This is a genomic window from Dialister sp. (assembly GCF_047832375.1).
In the GTDB taxonomy this organism is placed as follows: Bacteria; Bacillota; Negativicutes; order Veillonellales; family Dialisteraceae; genus Dialister.
The window spans coordinates 1632187-1649884 of record NZ_CP181256.1 but is presented as its reverse complement, the minus strand read 5'-3'; the positions used below and the strand labels follow the sequence as shown (position 1 = coordinate 1649884).

Sequence of the window (17698 nt, the reverse complement as noted above, 5' to 3'; positions counted from 1 at the left end):
GTGATACAATGCAGACTGATAAATTGGACAGCATGGAGGCCCGTTATATCACGCTGGAGGACCAGCTCAGCGATCCTTCGGTCATTGCGGACCAGAATAAATGGAGAGCCCTTTCCAAGGAACATGCGGAACTGGGAGAAATCGTTTCCAAGTACAGTGAATACAAGGAGGCTGACAAAGCCTGCAAGGATGCCCTGGATATCCTGGAGGACAAGTCCCAGGAAGATCTCCATGAGCTGGCAAAGGAAGACCTGAAGGAGAACGAGAAGAAGAAGGAAGACCTGGATCTTGCTATCCATAAGATGCTCATTCCTAAAGACCCCAATGACGGCAAGAACGTGATTCTGGAAATCCGTGCCGGCACCGGCGGGGAAGAGGCGGCCCTCTTTGCGGCGGATCTCCTGAAGATGTACATTAAATTCGCCGAGCGGAAGGGCTGGAAGCTGGAAATCGCCAATGCCAATGAAACGGACCTCGGCGGCTTCAAGGAAGTGACCTGCACCATTGAAGGGAAGAATGCCTATTCCATCCTGAAGTTTGAAAGCGGCGTGCACCGGGTGCAGCGGATTCCGGAAACCGAAAGTCAGGGCCGGGTCCATACGTCGGCGGTGACGGTGGCTGTGCTGCCGGAGGCGGAAGACGTGGATATCGATATTAAGAGGGAAGACCTGCGCATCGACGTGTACCGCTCCTCCGGCGCCGGCGGCCAGCACATCAATAAAACCTCCTCTGCCATCCGTATTACCCACCTCCCCACGGGCATGGTGGTGACCTGCCAGAATGAACGGAGCCAGCGGCAGAACAAAGAAAAGGCCCTGCAGATCCTGAAGTCCCGTCTCTACGACAAGGCCATGAGGGAATCCTTGAGCAAAGAAGCGGCGGACCGGAAGAGCCAGGTAGGCTCCGGGGACCGGAGTGAACGGATCCGTACCTACAATTACCCCCAGGGCCGGGTGACGGACCACCGCATTAATATGAGTATTTACCAGCTCGACGATTTCATGAACGGCAATATGGATCCCATCCTGGACCGGCTCATGGAAGAAGACCTGGCGCGCCGCATGAAAGAAGGAGAAGCCAATGGCCGGTAACACCATCTGGACCATCAAGAAGCTCATCATCTGGACCACCCAGTATTTCAAAAACCACGGCCTCGAGTCCCCCCGGCTGGATACGGAACTGCTGCTGGCCCATGTACTCCACAAGTCCCGGATTTATCTTTATACCGATTTTGATGAAATCGTAGAACCGTCGGAGCTGGCACAGTACCGGGAATACATTAAGAAGCGGGTGGGCGGCTTTTCTACGGCTGCCATCATCGGGGAGAAGGACTTCATGGGCCTCACATTCCGGGTGAATGAACATGTACTGATTCCCCGTCCCGATACGGAGACATGGCTGGAAAAGGTGATCCAGTACCACAGGAGTGAACCGGGCCTCAAGGTGGCGGACCTGGGAACCGGAAGCGGCGCCATCCTTTTGAGTTTCCTCTATTACTGCAAAGAGGACACCGGTGTGGGGGTAGACATTTCTGAAGAAGCCCTGGCGGTGGCGAAGGAAAATGGAAAGAACCTGGATCTGGATGACCGGGTGGTCTGGCGGCAGGGGGACTACCTCACCACTCTGGAAGAGGGGGAACAGTTCGATGGGATTCTTTCCAATCCTCCATACATTCCCTCCGGTGACATTCCGGGGCTCCAGAAGGAAGTGCAGCATGAGCCGGCGCTGGCCCTGGACGGCGGCGAAGATGGCCTTGATTTCTACCGAAAACTGGCGGAATCTGCCGACAGCCACCTGAAGGAGGGAGGCTTCCTGGCCATGGAATTTGGCATCCACCAGGCAGAGCCGGTGCTTACCCTTTTCAAAGAAACCGGGAAGTACGACTCCTTTGAGATTATTAAAGACTACGGCGGCATTGAACGGGCCCTGTACTGCAGGAAGAAGGAAAACGAATGAACACAGAAATGGTAAAGGTGGACGAAGACTACTATAAGAATAAGGTCTTCGCCCTGGGAGAAATCATCCGTGCCGGCGGCCTCGTCGCCTTTCCTACGGAAACGGTGTATGGCCTTGGCGGCAATGCATTGGACGCAGAAGCGGCAAAGCGGATTTATGCCGCCAAAGGACGGCCTTCGGATAATCCCCTCATCGTCCATGTATCGGAACCTTCGGAGGTAGAAAAATATGTGAAAGAAGTGACGCCCCTGGAAAAGAAGCTCATGGACGCCTTCTGGCCGGGACCATTGACCATCGTATTCCCCAAAAAGGATATCATTCCCCTGGAAACATCCGGCGGCCTTTCGACCATTGCCATCCGCTGCCCCAGAAATGAAGCCACCCGGGCCCTGATCCGGGCGGCCGGGGTGCCCCTGGCCGGGCCCAGTGCCAATATTTCCACCCGCCCCAGCCCCACCACGGCGGAAGACGTGCTCCACGACATGGATGGCCGCATCCCGGCTATTGTGGATGGCGGTCCCTGTGAAGTGGGCCTGGAATCCACGGTCATCGGCATCGAAAAGGGGACCATCATCATCTACCGTCCTGGCGGCATTACGCTGGAAATGCTCTCTGCCTATGCCCCCACGGTGGTGGACAAAGCTATCCTTTCCGGCGGCGTCAAAGCGGGAGAACACCCAAAAGCGCCGGGCATGAAATACCGCCATTACGCCCCCAGTGCGCCTCTTACGGTGTATACCGGAAACAGGGATAAGGTGGAAAAGGAAATCCTCTCCTTTGTGGAAAAGAAGGATAAGAAATACGGCTTCTTCGTGAGCCGGGAAACGGCGGACAGGCTGCCGGAGGGGCTGCCCCTTTTCATCTGGGGAAGCCGGGAAGACAAAGAAAGCTTTGCCCATAACCTCTTTTCCGGACTCCTGTACTTCAATAAACACCCGGTGGACCAGATCATCGGCGAAGGAACAGACTCCAAAGGCCTGGGACTGGCCATCATGAACCGCCTCACGAAAGCTTCCGGCTACCACATCGTGGTGGAGAAGAAGGATTGATGTTAAAAGTGGCTGAGGGGTAACGCCTTTGGCGCAGTGGCTCAGGGGGAACGGGCTTCGCCCGAGGGGGTGGTAGCGGCGCACAGAATATATAGCGTCGCCTTATGATACACGATAGCGGCTTCGCCGCGGATGGAATCCTAAATACTCTGTCCCAAAAACGTGCAATTGACTCTACACTAGGCTCTCTTCCCAGAAGAGAGCTGCCCACCGGGCTGAGAGATGGTTATGGGTTCTTCGCACAGACCGTTACTATCGATAGCGAGAGAACCCATCAGAATCCCTCTGTCACTGCGTGACATCCCCCTTTGGAAAAGGGGGACTTTTCATTTGCGGCTTTGCCGCTATTGGGAATCAAAAAGCGGCGCTATACAATTTTTGCGCCGCACCTGCCCCTTGGCCGCAGTCCATTTCCCTTGAGCCACATCGCTGTCAGGCAGAGTGTCCTGCATAGGACCTCTGAGCTCGGATTAAGTTGGCGCCTATACTGCACACTAAGGCGCTTTCCTTTTGCATCCGGGCGTTACCCCTCAGCCACCTGTCACTTTCCTTTACATCCCCTCATTCTGTGATGTATACTACATTTGTACGATAGTATCGTTGGTAAAGGAAAGGACGGACCTTTATGAAAATTGCCATTGCCAGTGACCACGGGGGATTTGAACTGAAGAAATCCCTGAAGAAACATCTGGACGAAGAAAAGATCGAGTATATTGACTGCGGTACCGATTCCACAGAGTCCTGCGATTATCCGGACTTTGCAGAAAAGGCCTGCCGGCTGGTGCAGAAGGGGGAAGTCACCTACGGCGTACTCATCTGCGGCACCGGCATCGGTATGGAAATTACAGCCAACAAAATGAGAGGCATCCGGGCCGCTCTCTGCGGAGATACGTTCTCTGCCCATTTCACCAGGGCCCACAACGATGCCAATGTGATTACCATGGGCGCCCGGGTCATCGGGCCGGGGCTGGCGGAATTCATTCTGGACGAATTCCTGAAGACCCCCTTCGAAGGTGGCCGTCACGCCCGGAGGATCGGTAAAATTGCAAAAATAGAGGAAGCGGAGTCTCATGTATGAGGATTTAAAGAAAGAAGCGGCAGCAGCCTTTGAAGAACTGCTGGACACCGCCCATTTCAGGGAAGGCAGCCTTCTTGTCATCGGCGGTTCTTCCAGTGAAATCCGGGGTGGTAAGATCGGGAAAGACAGTTCCTACGAAGTGGGGACGGCGGTGGTGGAGACACTGATGGAGCTGGCAGCAAAGCATCATCTCCGCCTGGCCTTCCAGTGCTGTGAACACCTGAACCGGGCCCTTATCGTGGAGCGGGAAACCATGGAGAAATATGGATACCAGGAAGTCACTGTAGTACCCTGGCTCCATGGAGGCGGCGCTTTTGCCACCAATGCCTACTACCATTTCAAAGATCCCGTGGCAGTGGAGGAGATCAAAGCTGATGGGGGCCTTGATATCGGCCTCACCATGATCGGCATGCACCTGAAACGGGTGGCCGTGCCTATCCACCTTACCCATAACCGCATCGGGGAAGCCATCGTCACCGGTGCCCGCACCCGTCCGCCCCTGATCGGCGGAGAACGGGCCCATTACCACCGGGAAGAGGGAAAGTAATATTCCCGGCCCTGTCCATTTGGGCTTGCCTGTGGTATACTATGTGCATTGATGGTTTTCCAAATTTATACAGACTCAAAGAAGAGGTTCATTATTTCTACGAAATCAGTGGAATAGTGGACCTCTTTTGTATATAATGGATACATATACATCATACTTGCCACTTAAAGAGTGACACTAAAAATGGGTCGATGGTCTGAAGTATTTCAGGTATCGAATATAAGGGAGTTTTGGCGCTGCCTGGAAGGCAGGGCCCGTTGTGCAGGAAGGGAGTTTATTGTATGAACCATTTAAAAGACGACAAAGCAGTTTATGAAGCCATCCAGGAAGAACTGAACCGGCAGAGAAACAAACTGGAAATGATTGCCTCCGAAAATATTGTCAGCTACGCTGTCATGGAAGCCCAGGGGAGCGTACTCACCAATAAATACGCCGAAGGATATCCGGGAAAGAGATACTACGGCGGCTGCGAATTTGTGGATAAAGTCGAACAGCTGGCCATTGACCGGGCCAAGGAACTTTTCGGCGCAGACCATGTGAATGTACAGCCCCATTCCGGATCCCAGGCCAATTTCGCTGTATACTACGGCCTCCTGAAGCCGGGAGATACCATGATGGGCATGAACCTCACCGACGGCGGCCACCTGTCCCACGGCAGCCCCGTCAATATTTCCGGCAACTACTTCAATGTCGTTCCCTATGGTGTTCGCAGGGACGATGAACTCCTGGACTACGAAGCCATGGAAAAGACTGCCAAAGAAGTGCATCCGAAGCTGATTATCGGTGGTACCAGTGCCTATTCCCGGATTATCGACTTCGAACGGATGGCAGCCATTGCCCATGAAGTGGGAGCCCTGTTCATGGTGGATATGGCCCACTTTGCCGGCCTCGTGGCAGGCGGGGAATATCCGAGCCCTGTGCCCTATGCGGACATCGTCACCACCACCACCCACAAGACCCTCCGCGGACCCCGTGGCGGCATCATCATGTGCAAAGAAAAATATGCCAAAGCCATTGATAAGGCCGTATTCCCGGGCATGCAGGGCGGTCCGCTCATGCACGTCATCGCAGCCAAGGCTGTCGCTTTCGGTGAAGACCTGTCCGATGATTTCAAGCAGTACGCAAAGCAGATCAAAAAGAACGAAAAAGTCCTGTCCGATGAACTGCAGAAACAGGGCATCCGCGTTGTTTCCGGCGGCACCGATACCCATGTGCTCCTGGCCGACATGAAAGCCATCGGCATCACCGGCAAGGTAGCCCAGAACGTGCTTGATGAAATCGGCATCACCGCCAACAGGAACACCATCCCCTTCGAAACCCTGTCTCCCTTCGTTACCAGCGGCATCCGCCTCGGTTCCCCGGCTCTCACCACCAGGGGCCTCAAGGAAGACGATTTCAAGGAAATCGCCGACATCATCGCTTCCGTTGTGAAGAATCCTGAAGACGCTGCCATCAAGGCGGACTGCGCAAAGAGAGTAGCTGTCCTCTGCAAGAAGTATCCGCTTTATGAAGATCTGTAAGAGATGCCGGAAAAGAGCCATGAGCCATCATGGCTCTTTTTGCTTGGCATGGGCAGCTGCTTAAACAGGTGAATGGGGCTAAGGCTGTGGGATGGACAGCGGCTTGAGCAGGTGAATGGGGCTAAGGGTTGTGGGTGAACGCCGTTGCGCTTGTTCACCGGGTTGTGGGCGCTTCGCGCCGGGGGCATGAGGTGGATCCGCCGCCAAAGGCGGCCATAGAACCTTATGCCCCCGCTGCGCCAAGGCGTATGCCTTGGCATGCAGCCACAACCCCACGGGGAAAGCGACTCACTGCATTCTCAGTCGCCTGCGGCTCCTTGCAGCACGGCTATCAGCGACTCAGAGAGTGTAAAATCCTTTGTGTAAATAAAAATTCCATTAATAAAGCCCAGTATTTTGACCCCTGTAAAGAAACCGTTGCAGGGTTGACAGGGAGCCTCCGGCAATGTGGTTCCTTTGCCTCTAGGCAGCAATGCCTGAAGGCAGCTGCGGGCCCGCAAGGCTACCACATTGCCCCTCCCTGTAAACCCTTCCACTACGGTAGTGGGGACAAGCTGTTTTATGATAGAATCTTTATTCAGAACACTACACGGAGGAATTTACCATGCCCAGAAGAAACCATGTACCCACTGTATTCGACAAAGCTGCCGATCTTATCATTGAGCAGCTTAGAGCGGAAGGAAAGCCACCCATTCCCCAGGACGTACTTGGAGAAATGTGCAGGGCTATCATGAGCCGGGCTCTGGAAGCGGAAAGAGACGACCACCTTGGATACAGCAAATACAATAGAGAGGAAAAGTCCACCAGCAACAGCCGCAACGGATACAGCAAGAAAACCGTCAAATCCCAGTATGGCCCAATTAAGCTGGATATTCCGAGAGATCGGGATGGGACCTTTGATCCCAAGATTGTGAAGAAAAACCAAGTGGATGTTTCAGGTCTTGATGACAAGATCATATCCCTCTATGGCATTGGGATGACTGACCGGGACATCTCCAATCATATCCGCGAATTGTACGGCATTGAAATGTCCGCCCAGACCATCTCTGAGATTACCGATGCTATCATCCCGCTGATCAAAGAATGGCAGAACCGTCCCCTGCTGCGTATTTATGCCTACATCTATATGGATGCAGCTTACTTTAACGTCCGTGAAGACGGTCGCATAGCACAGAAGGCCAATTACTCAGCTATTTGGGTCAACCTTTTTGGGCAGCGTGAAGTCCTGGGCATGTGGGTTGGAGATGCTGAAAGTGCCAGCTACTGGGGGCGGATCTTAAACTCGCTCAAGTCCAGAGGAGTAGAGGATGTATTACTCTTTGCCGTAGATGGTTTGAAAGGACTGCCTGAGGCCATCAAGGCAGTTTACCCAAATGCCAAAATCCAGCGGTGCATCGTCCACCAGCTGCGGAACTGCTTCAAGCTGGTTCCCTACAAAGACCGCAGGGCCGTCGCAAGAGACATGAAGCCAATTTATAATGCTGCGACCCGCGAAGAAGCGGAACTGGCTTTAGATGAATTCGAGAAGCAGTGGGGAAAGCGCTATCCCAGCGTCATCAAGCTTTGGAGAGACAACTGGGCAGAGCTTTCAACATACTACGACCTGCCTGTGGAACTCAGGAAGCTCATTTATACCACCAATGCCATTGAAGCCTACAACCGGGGCCTTCGGAAATATACCAAGGCCAAGTGCATTTTCCCCAATGAAATAGCCTTGGAGAAAGCGCTGTACCTGGCCATGAAGAATATTACGAAGAAATGGACCGGAAGGGTAAACAATTGGAATACAATCCTCAATCAGTTGGTGATTTACTACCCTGATCGTATCCAGCCGAGGGATTTGGAATCTATTTGATTAGAATAATTTTAACTTAGTGGAAAAAATTTACACAAAGTACTTGACAGTCCCGCGACTCACGACAATTTGAGCGTCGCTTCGCTCCTCCAAATTGTGTTCGCTGCTGTGACTGCAGTTCGTTGCGCACCGGTTGGCGAGCGCAGCGATGCCAACCCACCACCCTTAGCCCCATTCACCGGTTTGGGCCACTTACCCTGCTCACTCTGCCCCTGCACCAGCCTCCAGTATATTTATTGCTCGTAACTATTCTTAGAATCCCCATGGCGTGTTATAATAAATGCAATCCAAAGGGAGATTGGATTTGCTCAGCCATAAAGGAGACTATACCATTGGGAAAACACAAGGCACTCATTGCCATTATCATCATACTGATCCTTGCCTGCGGCGGGGGATGGTACTGGTACCACCAGACCCACCAGACAAAGAAGGATAATTATACCCTGGGCACCGTAGGCAGGGACAATATTGCCCTCACCATCGATGCCACCGGAACCATTGAGCCGGATAACAGCGTCGACCTGTCCGCCACCGCCTCCGGTACCCTGGAAAAAGTATACGTGAAGCAGAATGAAAAGGTGACGAAGGGGGAGGTCCTGGCTACCATCGAGTCCAAGGCCCTCACGTCCACCATGAAGCAGACCCAGAATACCCTGGAAAACAAGGAATCCTACTATGAACGGCTGAATTCCCTGTACCAGCAGGGCGCCATTTCCTACCAGACCATGGATAACGCCCGCCTCGATTACCTGAATGCCCAGGCTGCCTACGACAAGGCCCAGGCCGACGTAAACGATACGGTCATTACATCGCCTATGGATGGCACTGTCATCGGGGAACCCATGAAAGAAGGGGAGACCGTTTCCCAGGGCCTGTCCAGCCAGATGGTCATCGTGAAGGTGGCAGACCTTTCTTCCATGCGCATTGAACTCCTGGTAGATGAAACGGATATTGGTGAAGTGAAAGTGGGACAAGGCGTAGAATTTACGGTAGACGCCTATCCGAATAAGACATTCCACGGCATTGTGACCGATATTTCCAAGAAACAGTATTCCTCCAGTTCCTCTTCCAGTTCCAGCAGTTCCTCTTCCAGCTCCGTGGTGTACTACACGGTGTATGTAGAAATCAATAAGGACGAGCTCGATGGTCTCTATCCGTCTATGACTGCCCGGGCCACCATCAAAGGCCGGGAAAGCGATAATGCCCTCGTCATTCCGGTTACCGCCGTCAGAAGCGATACGGAAGGCTCCTATGTCTATGAAAAAGACGGGAACGGCGTAAAGAAGACCTATATCACCACCGGCATTACCACGGACAAGGAAGTGGAAGTGCTGAGCGGTCTCAAGGAAGGCAGTAAAATCGTAGTCAGCGGCACCGTTTCTTCGGAAAAGTCCACGCCCACCAATAAGATCAACCGTGGCGGCCCGGGACCCATGTAATCATGGCTGCTGAAGAAAAAAGCCCCGTAGTCCTCAGACTCCGGGGCATAGGCAAGAGCTACTACATCGGCAAGGAAGAAGTGCCGGTGCTGACTCATATTGACCTGGACATCCACAAGGGAGAATTTGTATCCATCATGGGGCCTTCCGGTGCCGGGAAGTCCACACTGATGAATATCCTGGGATGTCTGGATCGTCCCACCAGGGGCTCCTACGAGCTCGATGGCCATGAAGTGGCCAACCTCTCGGACAGCGAACTGGCCTATACAAGAAACAGGAAAATCGGCTTCGTATTCCAGAGTTTCAATCTTCTTCCCCGGCTTTCCGCATTGGATAACGTGATCCTTCCCATGATCTACGGGAACCTCTACAAAAACGAACGGAAAGAAAGGGCCACGAAAATGCTGGAATCCGTGGGCCTTGGCGACCGCATCCACCACATGCCGGCGGAAATGTCCGGCGGCCAGCGGCAGCGGGTGGCCATTGCCCGGGCCCTTATCAATAACCCCGCCATCATCATGGCCGATGAACCGACGGGGAACCTGGACAGCAAGTCCACCAGGGAAGTAATGGAAATCTTTTCCCGCCTCTATAAGGAGGGGAAGACCATTATCCTCGTCACCCATGAAATCGATGTGGCAGGCTATGCATCCCGCCATGTCATCCTGTCCGACGGCCATATCAGTAAGGATATAAGGGGGCCCCTGCCATGACAAACATTTACTTCGAAAGCGTCCTCATGGCCTGGGGCTCCATTGTGAGCAACAAAATGCGGTCCCTTCTGACCATGCTGGGCATCATCATCGGCGTGGCCGCCGTCATCGCCCTCATGTCCATCGGCTACGGGGTGCAGTACCAGATTGAAAGCAATATTTCCAGTCTCGGCTCCAATACCATCACCGTCACCCCAGGCACTGGCAGGAAACCGGGGGTCCGTCCGGCGGCAGGATCCATGCAGACCTTGACCTATAAGGATTACCTGGCCATCAAGAACCTGCCGAATATCAATTTCGCAGCGCCCCTTGTGAATACGAGCTACCTCATCGTGAACGGCAATAAGAACTGGACCACCCGCATCTACGGCTGTACCAGGGACTATGCCACCCTCTCCAGCCTTGACGTGGCGGAAGGCCGGTTCTGGACAGAGAAGGAATACAATAACCGGTCCCGGGTCTGCGTCATCGGGAAAACCGTGGCCACGAACCTCTTCGGCGATGAATCGCCGGTGGGACAGAAAGTCCGCATCCACGGGGACCCTTTCACAGTCATCGGGGTGCTGGACGAGAAGGGGTACTCCTTCATGGACCAGGATGACCGGATTCTCATTCCCTTCACCACAGTCCAGGAACGGATGCTCCACATTACCTATGTGAATAACGTGGTCATCTCCGCCGACAACGCCGATGACCTCACCCAGATCGAGTCGGACGTGACAAACCTTCTCCGCACCCGCCACCGCATCCAGGCGGGGAAAGAAGATGATTTCTCCATCCAGAACTCCCAGGAAATCATGGAAACCATGAAATCCACCACCCAGACCCTTACCATATTCCTCGGAAGCATCGCCGCCATTTCCCTCCTGGTCGGCGGTATCGGCATCATGAACATCATGCTGGTCTCCGTCACCGAACGGACAAGGGAAATCGGTATCCGCAAAGCTTTGGGAGCGACCTACTCCATGATCGTGGTGCAGTTCCTCATCGAATCCGTCACCGTCAGCGTGGCAGGGGGCCTCATCGGGGTACTCCTTGGCATCGGTATATCCAAGGTCATTCCCCACGTGAGCACCCTCACCACCGTTCTCTCGGTAACGCCGATCCTGGGCTCCTTCCTATTCTCCGTATTCATCGGCCTCGTCTTTGGCCTCTACCCCGCCCAGAAAGCGGCAAAACTGAATCCGATTGACGCACTGCATTACGAGTGATTGAGCGGTGACCCAAGGGTGTAAAGAGTTCGTATGGTTTGTGACTGCATGCCAAGGCATAAGCCTTGGCGCAGCGGTGGCATAAGATTTTATGGCTGCCTTCGGTGGCGGACCCACCAACGGCCCCGGCACGAAGCGCCCACCACCCAGTGAACGGGCGAAGCGATGTTCATCCACAACCTTTAGCCCCATTCACTCTTATGAGCCAAATAGCCATCAAACCATATTTTCCTATCACAACCGGTGGTCATCCACCGGTTTTTTGGTATAATAAAGAAGATAATGTACAGCCAACAGATAGACCGCAGGGTCATTATATTACTGCAAGGGGGACGAACATGGATTTTAACTTGACAGATCAGCAGAAAGAACTGGTAGCCCTGGCCCGGGAAATTGCACAGAAAGAAATTGCGCCCAGAGCTTTGGATATTGATAAAAGCGGCATTATGGACGAGGAACTGCTCCACATCCTGAAACAGTCCGGCATGACCCAGCTGTCGGTGCCGAAGGAATACGGCGGCGCAGGCCTGGACCTTCTCACCGTGGCCCTCATCGCTGAAGAGCTGGCCAAAGGCTGCGCCGGTGTAGCCACCGTGTGTGCTGCCAATTCCCTGGCTTCCTTCCCGGTTCTCATCGCCGGCAGTGACGAACAGAAAAAATCCTACTTTGACTGCCTGAATAAGGGCGGTATGTCCTGCTTCGCACTGACCGAACCGGGGGCCGGCTCCGATGCCGGCGCCGTTTCATGCCGGGCAAAGAAAGTGGACGGCGGCTATGTGCTGAATGGCACCAAGTGCTTCATTACGAACGCCCCCATTGCAGACAAGATTACCCTTTTCGCCAATACAAGAGAATCCGGCGGCATCCGGGGCCTTACGGTATTCATCGTAGACCGGAACACCAAGGGCGTTTCCATCGGCAAGGAAGAAGATAAGATGGGCATCCGCGCTTCCGCTACGTCGGAAATCATTTTCGACGACTGCTTTATTCCCGCCGAATGCCGGGTAGGCAGGGAAGGTATGGGATTCCGTATCGCCATGGAAACACTGCAGAAATCCCGCCCCGTGGTGGGGGCCATCTCCGTAGGCATCGCCCAGGCAGCCCTGGAAAATGCCATCCACTATGCCCACCAGAGAAAACAGTTCGGCCAGAAAATTGCTTCCTTTGAAATGGTACAGGAAATGATTGCGGACATGGTCATGAAGACTGAAGCGGCAAGGGCCCTTGTGCATAAAGCCTGCATCATGCAGATGACCGGAGACAAAAAGGCGGCCCTCTTCTCCGCCATGTCCAAGTGCTTCGCCTCCGACGCAGCCATGGAAGTCACCACTACCGCTGTCCAGGTCATGGGCGGCAACGGATACTCCCGGGAAAATCCGAACGAAAAATACATGCGGGATGCCAAGATCATGCAGATCTACGAAGGAACAAACCAGGTCCAGCGGCTCGTCATCGCCAATGCGGCTATTTATTGAGAAAACAGAAAAACGGCGCTTCAGCGCCGTTTTTAAGTGGCAAAGGCAGTCGATTGCAGGCGTGAGCGTATGAGGGCCTTGAGCATTTAGCCGTCTAGCCAGGAAGCAGTTAAACCACGGTAAGCAGTAAGTTATATGTGGATGGCTGAAGGCTCTGTTTCCCTCAATCTCGACCTCGATCTCCATCGGTTACCCGCACATGGCCAGTCACTCCAACACTTTTTTGAAAAAATTTTTCTTTCCATGTTCACAAAATCACACTTTTTGCAATGTATATAGTAGAGGGACAAAAAAGTTCCAGGAATGGCAAATCCAATTTCATATTTCCCAACTGCTAGCTACGGGAAGGTTCTATGGAGATGGATACAGCCATGGATGTCCACTTGAGTCCCTCGGCTCGATGGCCAGCGAGGTGTGAGACCGAGTGGCGAGACCGAGATCGAGTTGGCCAGCGGCGAAGCCGCAAATTTCCTCGACCTCGATCCTCACGCAATGCTTCACCGTCCGTATATCGGAAAAATTTCACAATCCAATACCAATAGAAGGCCCAAGGACTTTTTGATAGCTCATGCTTTTGCCTCTTTGACGACTAGTTCGGCTTTTGGGAAAACTTCGGTTTTCATCCTTACGCCGGCGCCTGATTCACTGGACAAATTCCTGCATCCTACGGACACCGGGTCTTCTTGGTGTGTGTGGATAAGCGGCATGCGTCCATATGGGGCTTCTAGCTACTAGCTTCTAGGATGGCTCGACAGCCTACGGCTTGAGGAAGCTGGTGGCTTCACCAGTAAGAAGCGCCGAAGGCGGACCAGTTTTCCTGGAGGCTAACAGCTAGTGTCTAATTTCATAAATAATAGATTGTATTGCCGGACACAGCAAATAATGGTATACTTATTCCAGATAAATGCAAATTGCAGGGGGGGATAACGTTATGCCAAAAGTTGCTAAGCAAATACGCTGCTCCGAAAGCGAACGCATAGAACTGCATAAAATCGTAAACTCTCAAAAAACAGAGCATCGCATTGTAAGACGTGCAAAAATGGTTCTTCTATGTCTTGATGGAATGCAAATCAAGGATATCGCGGCTAAGTTGGGGGAACGCCCCAATACCGTTAGCCTTTGGCGGAATCGTTTCGCTGAACAGGGCATCCCTGGGCTACAGGATAAGAAAAGGCGGGGCCGTACTGCTCAATATGGACCGGAATTCCGCGAAATGGTGTTAAATAAGCTGAAGGAAGCGCCTCCAGACGGGTTAGCACACTGGGATGGTCCTACACTGGCAAGAGTTCTGAATGTCTCAAAGGCTGCCATTTGGCGACTTATGAGAAAGGAAGGAATACAGCTGGCAAGGCAGCGTTCCTGGTGTGTCAGTACTGATCCGGAGTTTACTAAAAAGTCTGCTGATATCGTGGGGCTTTACTTGGACCCGCCAGAGAATGCTGTCGTAATCAGCGTTGATGAGAAACCATCGATACAGGCCTTAAGTAGAGCCCAAGGATATGTACTTACTCATAACAAGAAAATTGTGCGCGGGTTGAAAAGCACATACCGGAGGAATGGAACAATAAATTTATTCGGTGCACTGGAGGTAGCTACCGGACAAATTTATGGAAAGGCAACAAAGAGAAAAACCAGAGAGGACTTTGAAGAATTTTTAAATGACTTATTGAAAAGTGAGCCGGGTGGAGACAAAGTGCAATATCATGTTATTGTCGATAATTACTGCACGCACAAGCGCTTAAACGACTGGCTGGAAAAGCATCCTAATGTCCATTTTCATTACACACCAACGTCAGCGAGCTGGCTGAATGAAGTGGAAATATGGTTTAACATTATGTCGCGAAAAGTGCTCCGAGGGGCAAGTTTTGACTCTGTTTCGGATCTCGTGTCAGCGATTAAAAAGTTTATTGCTGCCTACAATGAGCATGCAGAACCGTTCCGCTGGAAAAAACGTGAGGTCAAGGGTTCGCAACTTAGGGATACAATCGGAAACTTACGAAATTAGACACTAGCAGCTAGTGTCTAATTTCATAAATAATAGATTGTATTGCCGGACACAGCAAATAATGGTATACTTATTCCAGATAAATGCAAATTGCAGGGGGGGATAACGTTATGCCAAAAGTTGCTAAGCAAATACGCTGCTCCGAAAGCGAACGCATAGAACTGCATAAAATCGTAAACTCTCAAAAAACAGAGCATCGCATTGTAAGACGTGCAAAAATGGTTCTTCTATGTCTTGATGGAATGCAAATCAAGGATATCGCGGCTAAGTTGGGGGAACGCCCCAATACCGTTAGCCTTTGGCGGAATCGTTTCGCTGAACAGGGCATCCCTGGACTACAGGATAAGAAAAGGCGGGGCCGTACTGCTCAATATGGACCGGAATTCCGCGAAATGGTGTTAAATAAGCTGAAGGAAGCGCCTCCAGACGGGCTAGCACACTGGGATGGTCCTACACTGGCAAGAGTTCTGAATGTCTCAAAGGCTGCCATTTGGCGACTTATGAGAAAGGAAGGAATACAGCTGGCAAGGCAGCGTTCCTGGTGTGTCAGTACTGATCCGGAGTTTACTAAAAAGTCTGCTGATATCGTGGGACTTTACTTGAACCCGCCAGAGAATGCTGTCGTAATCAGCGTTGATGAGAAACCATCGATACAGGCCTTAAGTAGAGCCCAAGGATATGTACTTACTCATAACAAGAAAATTGTGCGCGGGTTGAAAAGCACATATCGGAGGAATGGAACAATAAATTTATTCGGTGCACTGGAGGTAGCTACCGGACAAATTTATGGAAAGACAACAAAGAGAAAAACCAGAGAGGACTTTGAAGAATTTTTAGATGACTTATTGAAAAGTGAGCCGGGTGGAGACAAAGTGCAATATCATATTATTGTCGATAATTACTGCACGCACAAGCGCTTAAACGACTGGCTGGAAAAGCATCCTAATGTCCATTTTCATTACACACCAACGTCAGCAAGCTGGCTGAATGAAGTGGAAATATGGTTTAACATTATGTCGCGAAAAGTGCTCCGAGGGGCAAGTTTTGACTCTGTTTCGGATCTTGTGTCAGCGATTAAAAAGTTTATTGCTGCCTACAATGAGCATGCAGAACCGTTCCGCTGGAAAAAACGTGAGGTCAAGGGTTCGCAACTTAGGGATACAATCGGAAACTTACGAAATTAGACACTAGAAGCCCCCATACGTTCGCACGCAAACTCAACCACATAAGCGCCGCAGGCTGATGAGCTCAAGGCTCAAGGCTCAAGGCTTCAGCCGTTCGCACGTGCACTCAGCAGCCTCTTTATTTCCCCATTGACAAATATCATGGGAGATTTTAAAATAGTCCTATACATGAAGCAATGAGGAAGAAAGAGCTTTCTTTTGATTCTACGCAGGGATCCGGCGATAGTGGAACACCGGAAAGAATCGGGTGAGCTTAGTTCACTTCTGAGCTGCCGGCTGAACGGAGTAGGTCGGACGCAGGGCTGCGTTATGGCTTTTGAGTACAAATCAGGGTGGTACCGCGGATATGACTTCGCCCCTTCGGGGCGGGGTCTTTTTTTTATTTCCCGATTTCACCAAGGCATAACGGGACTTGTAGAATATACAGGAGGTACAGTAATGGACAATAAGTTGGATGAGCTGAAAGCCAAAGCTCAGGAAATGCTTACAATCTGCAGTGATGACAGCAGGAAGCAGGAAGCCTATGAATCGGTGAAGGGAAAGCTCGCCGGTTTCCTGAACGATATGAAGAAGCTGGATGGCGATGACAAAAAGGCGCTGGACGGCCTGGCAGAGGAAGTACGGAATAAAATCGTTTCTTTTATGAAAGGTGATCTGGAATCCCTGGAGGCCGACGCGAAGGAGAAAATCGCTGCTTCCTCGGATGAAAAGGCTCTCCAGGATACCCGCGTTTCTTTCCTGGGCAAGAAGGGCCGGCTCACCGCTATACTCCGGGGTATGAAGGACCTGTCTGCTGCCCAGCGGCCGGTAATCGGTGCTCTCGCAAACCAGGTAAGGACTGATCTGGAAGAGGCGCTGGCCGCCAAGATGGAAGAACTGAAGGCCAAACGGCTGGAAGAGAAAATCAAGCACGAAACCGTGGATATCACCCTTCCTGCCCGTCACCAGAAGATCGGCCATCTCCATCCCCTGGACAAGGCGCTCCGGGAAATCATGAAGTCCTTCATCCGTATGGGTTACTCTGTAGAAGAGGGACCGGAAATCGAGCAGGATTACTACAATTTCGAATGCCTGAACCTGCCGAAGGACCATCCGGCGAGGGATATGCAGGATTCCTTCTACATTACGCCGGAAATTCTTCTCCGTACCCACACCTCTCCGGTACAGGCAAGAACTCTTCGGAAGCATACTCCCAATTCCCCGATCCGCATGATTGCGCCGGGCAAGGTATTCCGCTGGGATAACGATGCCACCCATTCTCCCGTATTCCATCAGGTCGAAGGCCTTGTGGTGGATAAGGACATCAGCTTTGCAGACCTCAAGGGGACACTGGAAATCTTCCTGAAGGACCTCTTCGGCTCTGATACGAAGATCCGTTTCCGGGCCAGCTATTTCCCATTCACCGAACCGTCGGCGGAAGTGGATATTTCCTTTGCCGCCAGGACCGGTGAGGAAGACGGAGATCCGGACTGGCTGGAAATCCTGGGATGCGGCATGGTCCATCCCATGGTGCTGAAGCTTAATGGCTACGATCCGGAAAAGGTGAGCGGCTTTGCTTTCGGCATGGGTATTGAACGTATCGCCATGCTGCTTTATGGAATTGATGACCTCCGTAATTTCTATGAAAATGACGTGCGGTTCCTGAAGCAGTTCTAATGGAAGGGAG

General features: G+C 52.1%; 14 protein-coding genes. All 14 read left to right on the top strand.

Annotated elements, in window-relative coordinates; all coding sequences use genetic code 11:
* Window positions 1-8 precede the first annotated feature (8 nt).
* Window positions 9-1091: a peptide chain release factor 1 gene (prfA, locus tag ACFWUL_RS06630; protein WP_416176780.1), complete on the top strand. Its 1083-nt coding sequence runs from the start codon at window positions 9-11 to the stop codon at window positions 1089-1091.
* On the top strand, window positions 1081-1956 hold the full coding sequence (gene prmC, locus ACFWUL_RS06625; RefSeq protein WP_416176779.1) for a peptide chain release factor N(5)-glutamine methyltransferase: 876 nt from the start codon (window positions 1081-1083) through the stop codon (window positions 1954-1956). The genes prfA and prmC overlap by 11 nt, the downstream gene beginning before the upstream one ends.
* Complete coding sequence (locus ACFWUL_RS06620) at window positions 1953-3005, top strand: L-threonylcarbamoyladenylate synthase (RefSeq protein ID WP_416176778.1); 1053 nt, start codon at window positions 1953-1955, stop codon at window positions 3003-3005. Before prmC ends, ACFWUL_RS06620 begins: the two co-directional genes overlap by 4 nt.
* 625 nt (window positions 3006-3630) lie before the next feature.
* Window positions 3631-4083: a ribose 5-phosphate isomerase B gene (gene rpiB / locus ACFWUL_RS06615; protein ID WP_416176777.1), complete on the top strand. Its 453-nt coding sequence runs from the start codon at window positions 3631-3633 to the stop codon at window positions 4081-4083.
* Window positions 4076-4630, top strand: a complete 555-nt coding sequence (locus ACFWUL_RS06610; protein WP_297023009.1) for a TIGR01440 family protein — start codon at window positions 4076-4078, stop codon at window positions 4628-4630. Before rpiB ends, ACFWUL_RS06610 begins: the two co-directional genes overlap by 8 nt.
* 281 nt (window positions 4631-4911) lie before the next feature.
* Window positions 4912-6150: a serine hydroxymethyltransferase gene (gene glyA / locus ACFWUL_RS06605; protein WP_416176776.1), complete on the top strand. Its 1239-nt coding sequence runs from the start codon at window positions 4912-4914 to the stop codon at window positions 6148-6150.
* A 604-nt stretch (window positions 6151-6754) separates the two neighbouring features.
* On the top strand, window positions 6755-8005 hold the full coding sequence (locus ACFWUL_RS06600; RefSeq protein WP_416176775.1) for an IS256 family transposase: 1251 nt from the start codon (window positions 6755-6757) through the stop codon (window positions 8003-8005).
* A 332-nt stretch (window positions 8006-8337) separates the two neighbouring features.
* Window positions 8338-9444, top strand: a complete 1107-nt coding sequence (locus tag ACFWUL_RS06595; protein ID WP_416176774.1) for an efflux RND transporter periplasmic adaptor subunit — start codon at window positions 8338-8340, stop codon at window positions 9442-9444.
* Window positions 9445-9446: 2 nt separating this feature from the next.
* On the top strand, window positions 9447-10157 hold the full coding sequence (locus tag ACFWUL_RS06590) for an ABC transporter ATP-binding protein (RefSeq protein WP_416176773.1): 711 nt from the start codon (window positions 9447-9449) through the stop codon (window positions 10155-10157).
* A complete protein-coding gene (locus tag ACFWUL_RS06585; protein ID WP_416176772.1) occupies window positions 10154-11368 on the top strand; it encodes an ABC transporter permease in 1215 nt (404 codons plus the stop codon). The genes ACFWUL_RS06590 and ACFWUL_RS06585 overlap by 4 nt, the downstream gene beginning before the upstream one ends.
* Before the next feature lie 338 nt (window positions 11369-11706).
* Complete coding sequence (locus ACFWUL_RS06580; RefSeq protein ID WP_416176771.1) at window positions 11707-12843, top strand: acyl-CoA dehydrogenase family protein; 1137 nt, start codon at window positions 11707-11709, stop codon at window positions 12841-12843.
* 931 nt (window positions 12844-13774) lie between these two features.
* The gene (locus tag ACFWUL_RS06575) at window positions 13775-14848 is read left to right on the top strand and encodes an IS630 family transposase (RefSeq protein ID WP_416176770.1); all 1074 of its coding nucleotides are present in this window, start codon (window positions 13775-13777) and stop codon (window positions 14846-14848) included.
* 110 nt (window positions 14849-14958) lie between these two features.
* The gene (locus tag ACFWUL_RS06570) at window positions 14959-16032 is read left to right on the top strand and encodes an IS630 family transposase (protein WP_416176725.1); all 1074 of its coding nucleotides are present in this window, start codon (window positions 14959-14961) and stop codon (window positions 16030-16032) included.
* A gap of 642 nt (window positions 16033-16674) precedes the next feature.
* Entirely contained in the window at window positions 16675-17688 is a 1014-nt protein-coding gene (gene pheS / locus ACFWUL_RS06565; RefSeq protein ID WP_297023948.1) for a phenylalanine--tRNA ligase subunit alpha, read from the top strand.
* The last annotated feature ends 10 nt before the right edge of the window (window positions 17689-17698 follow it).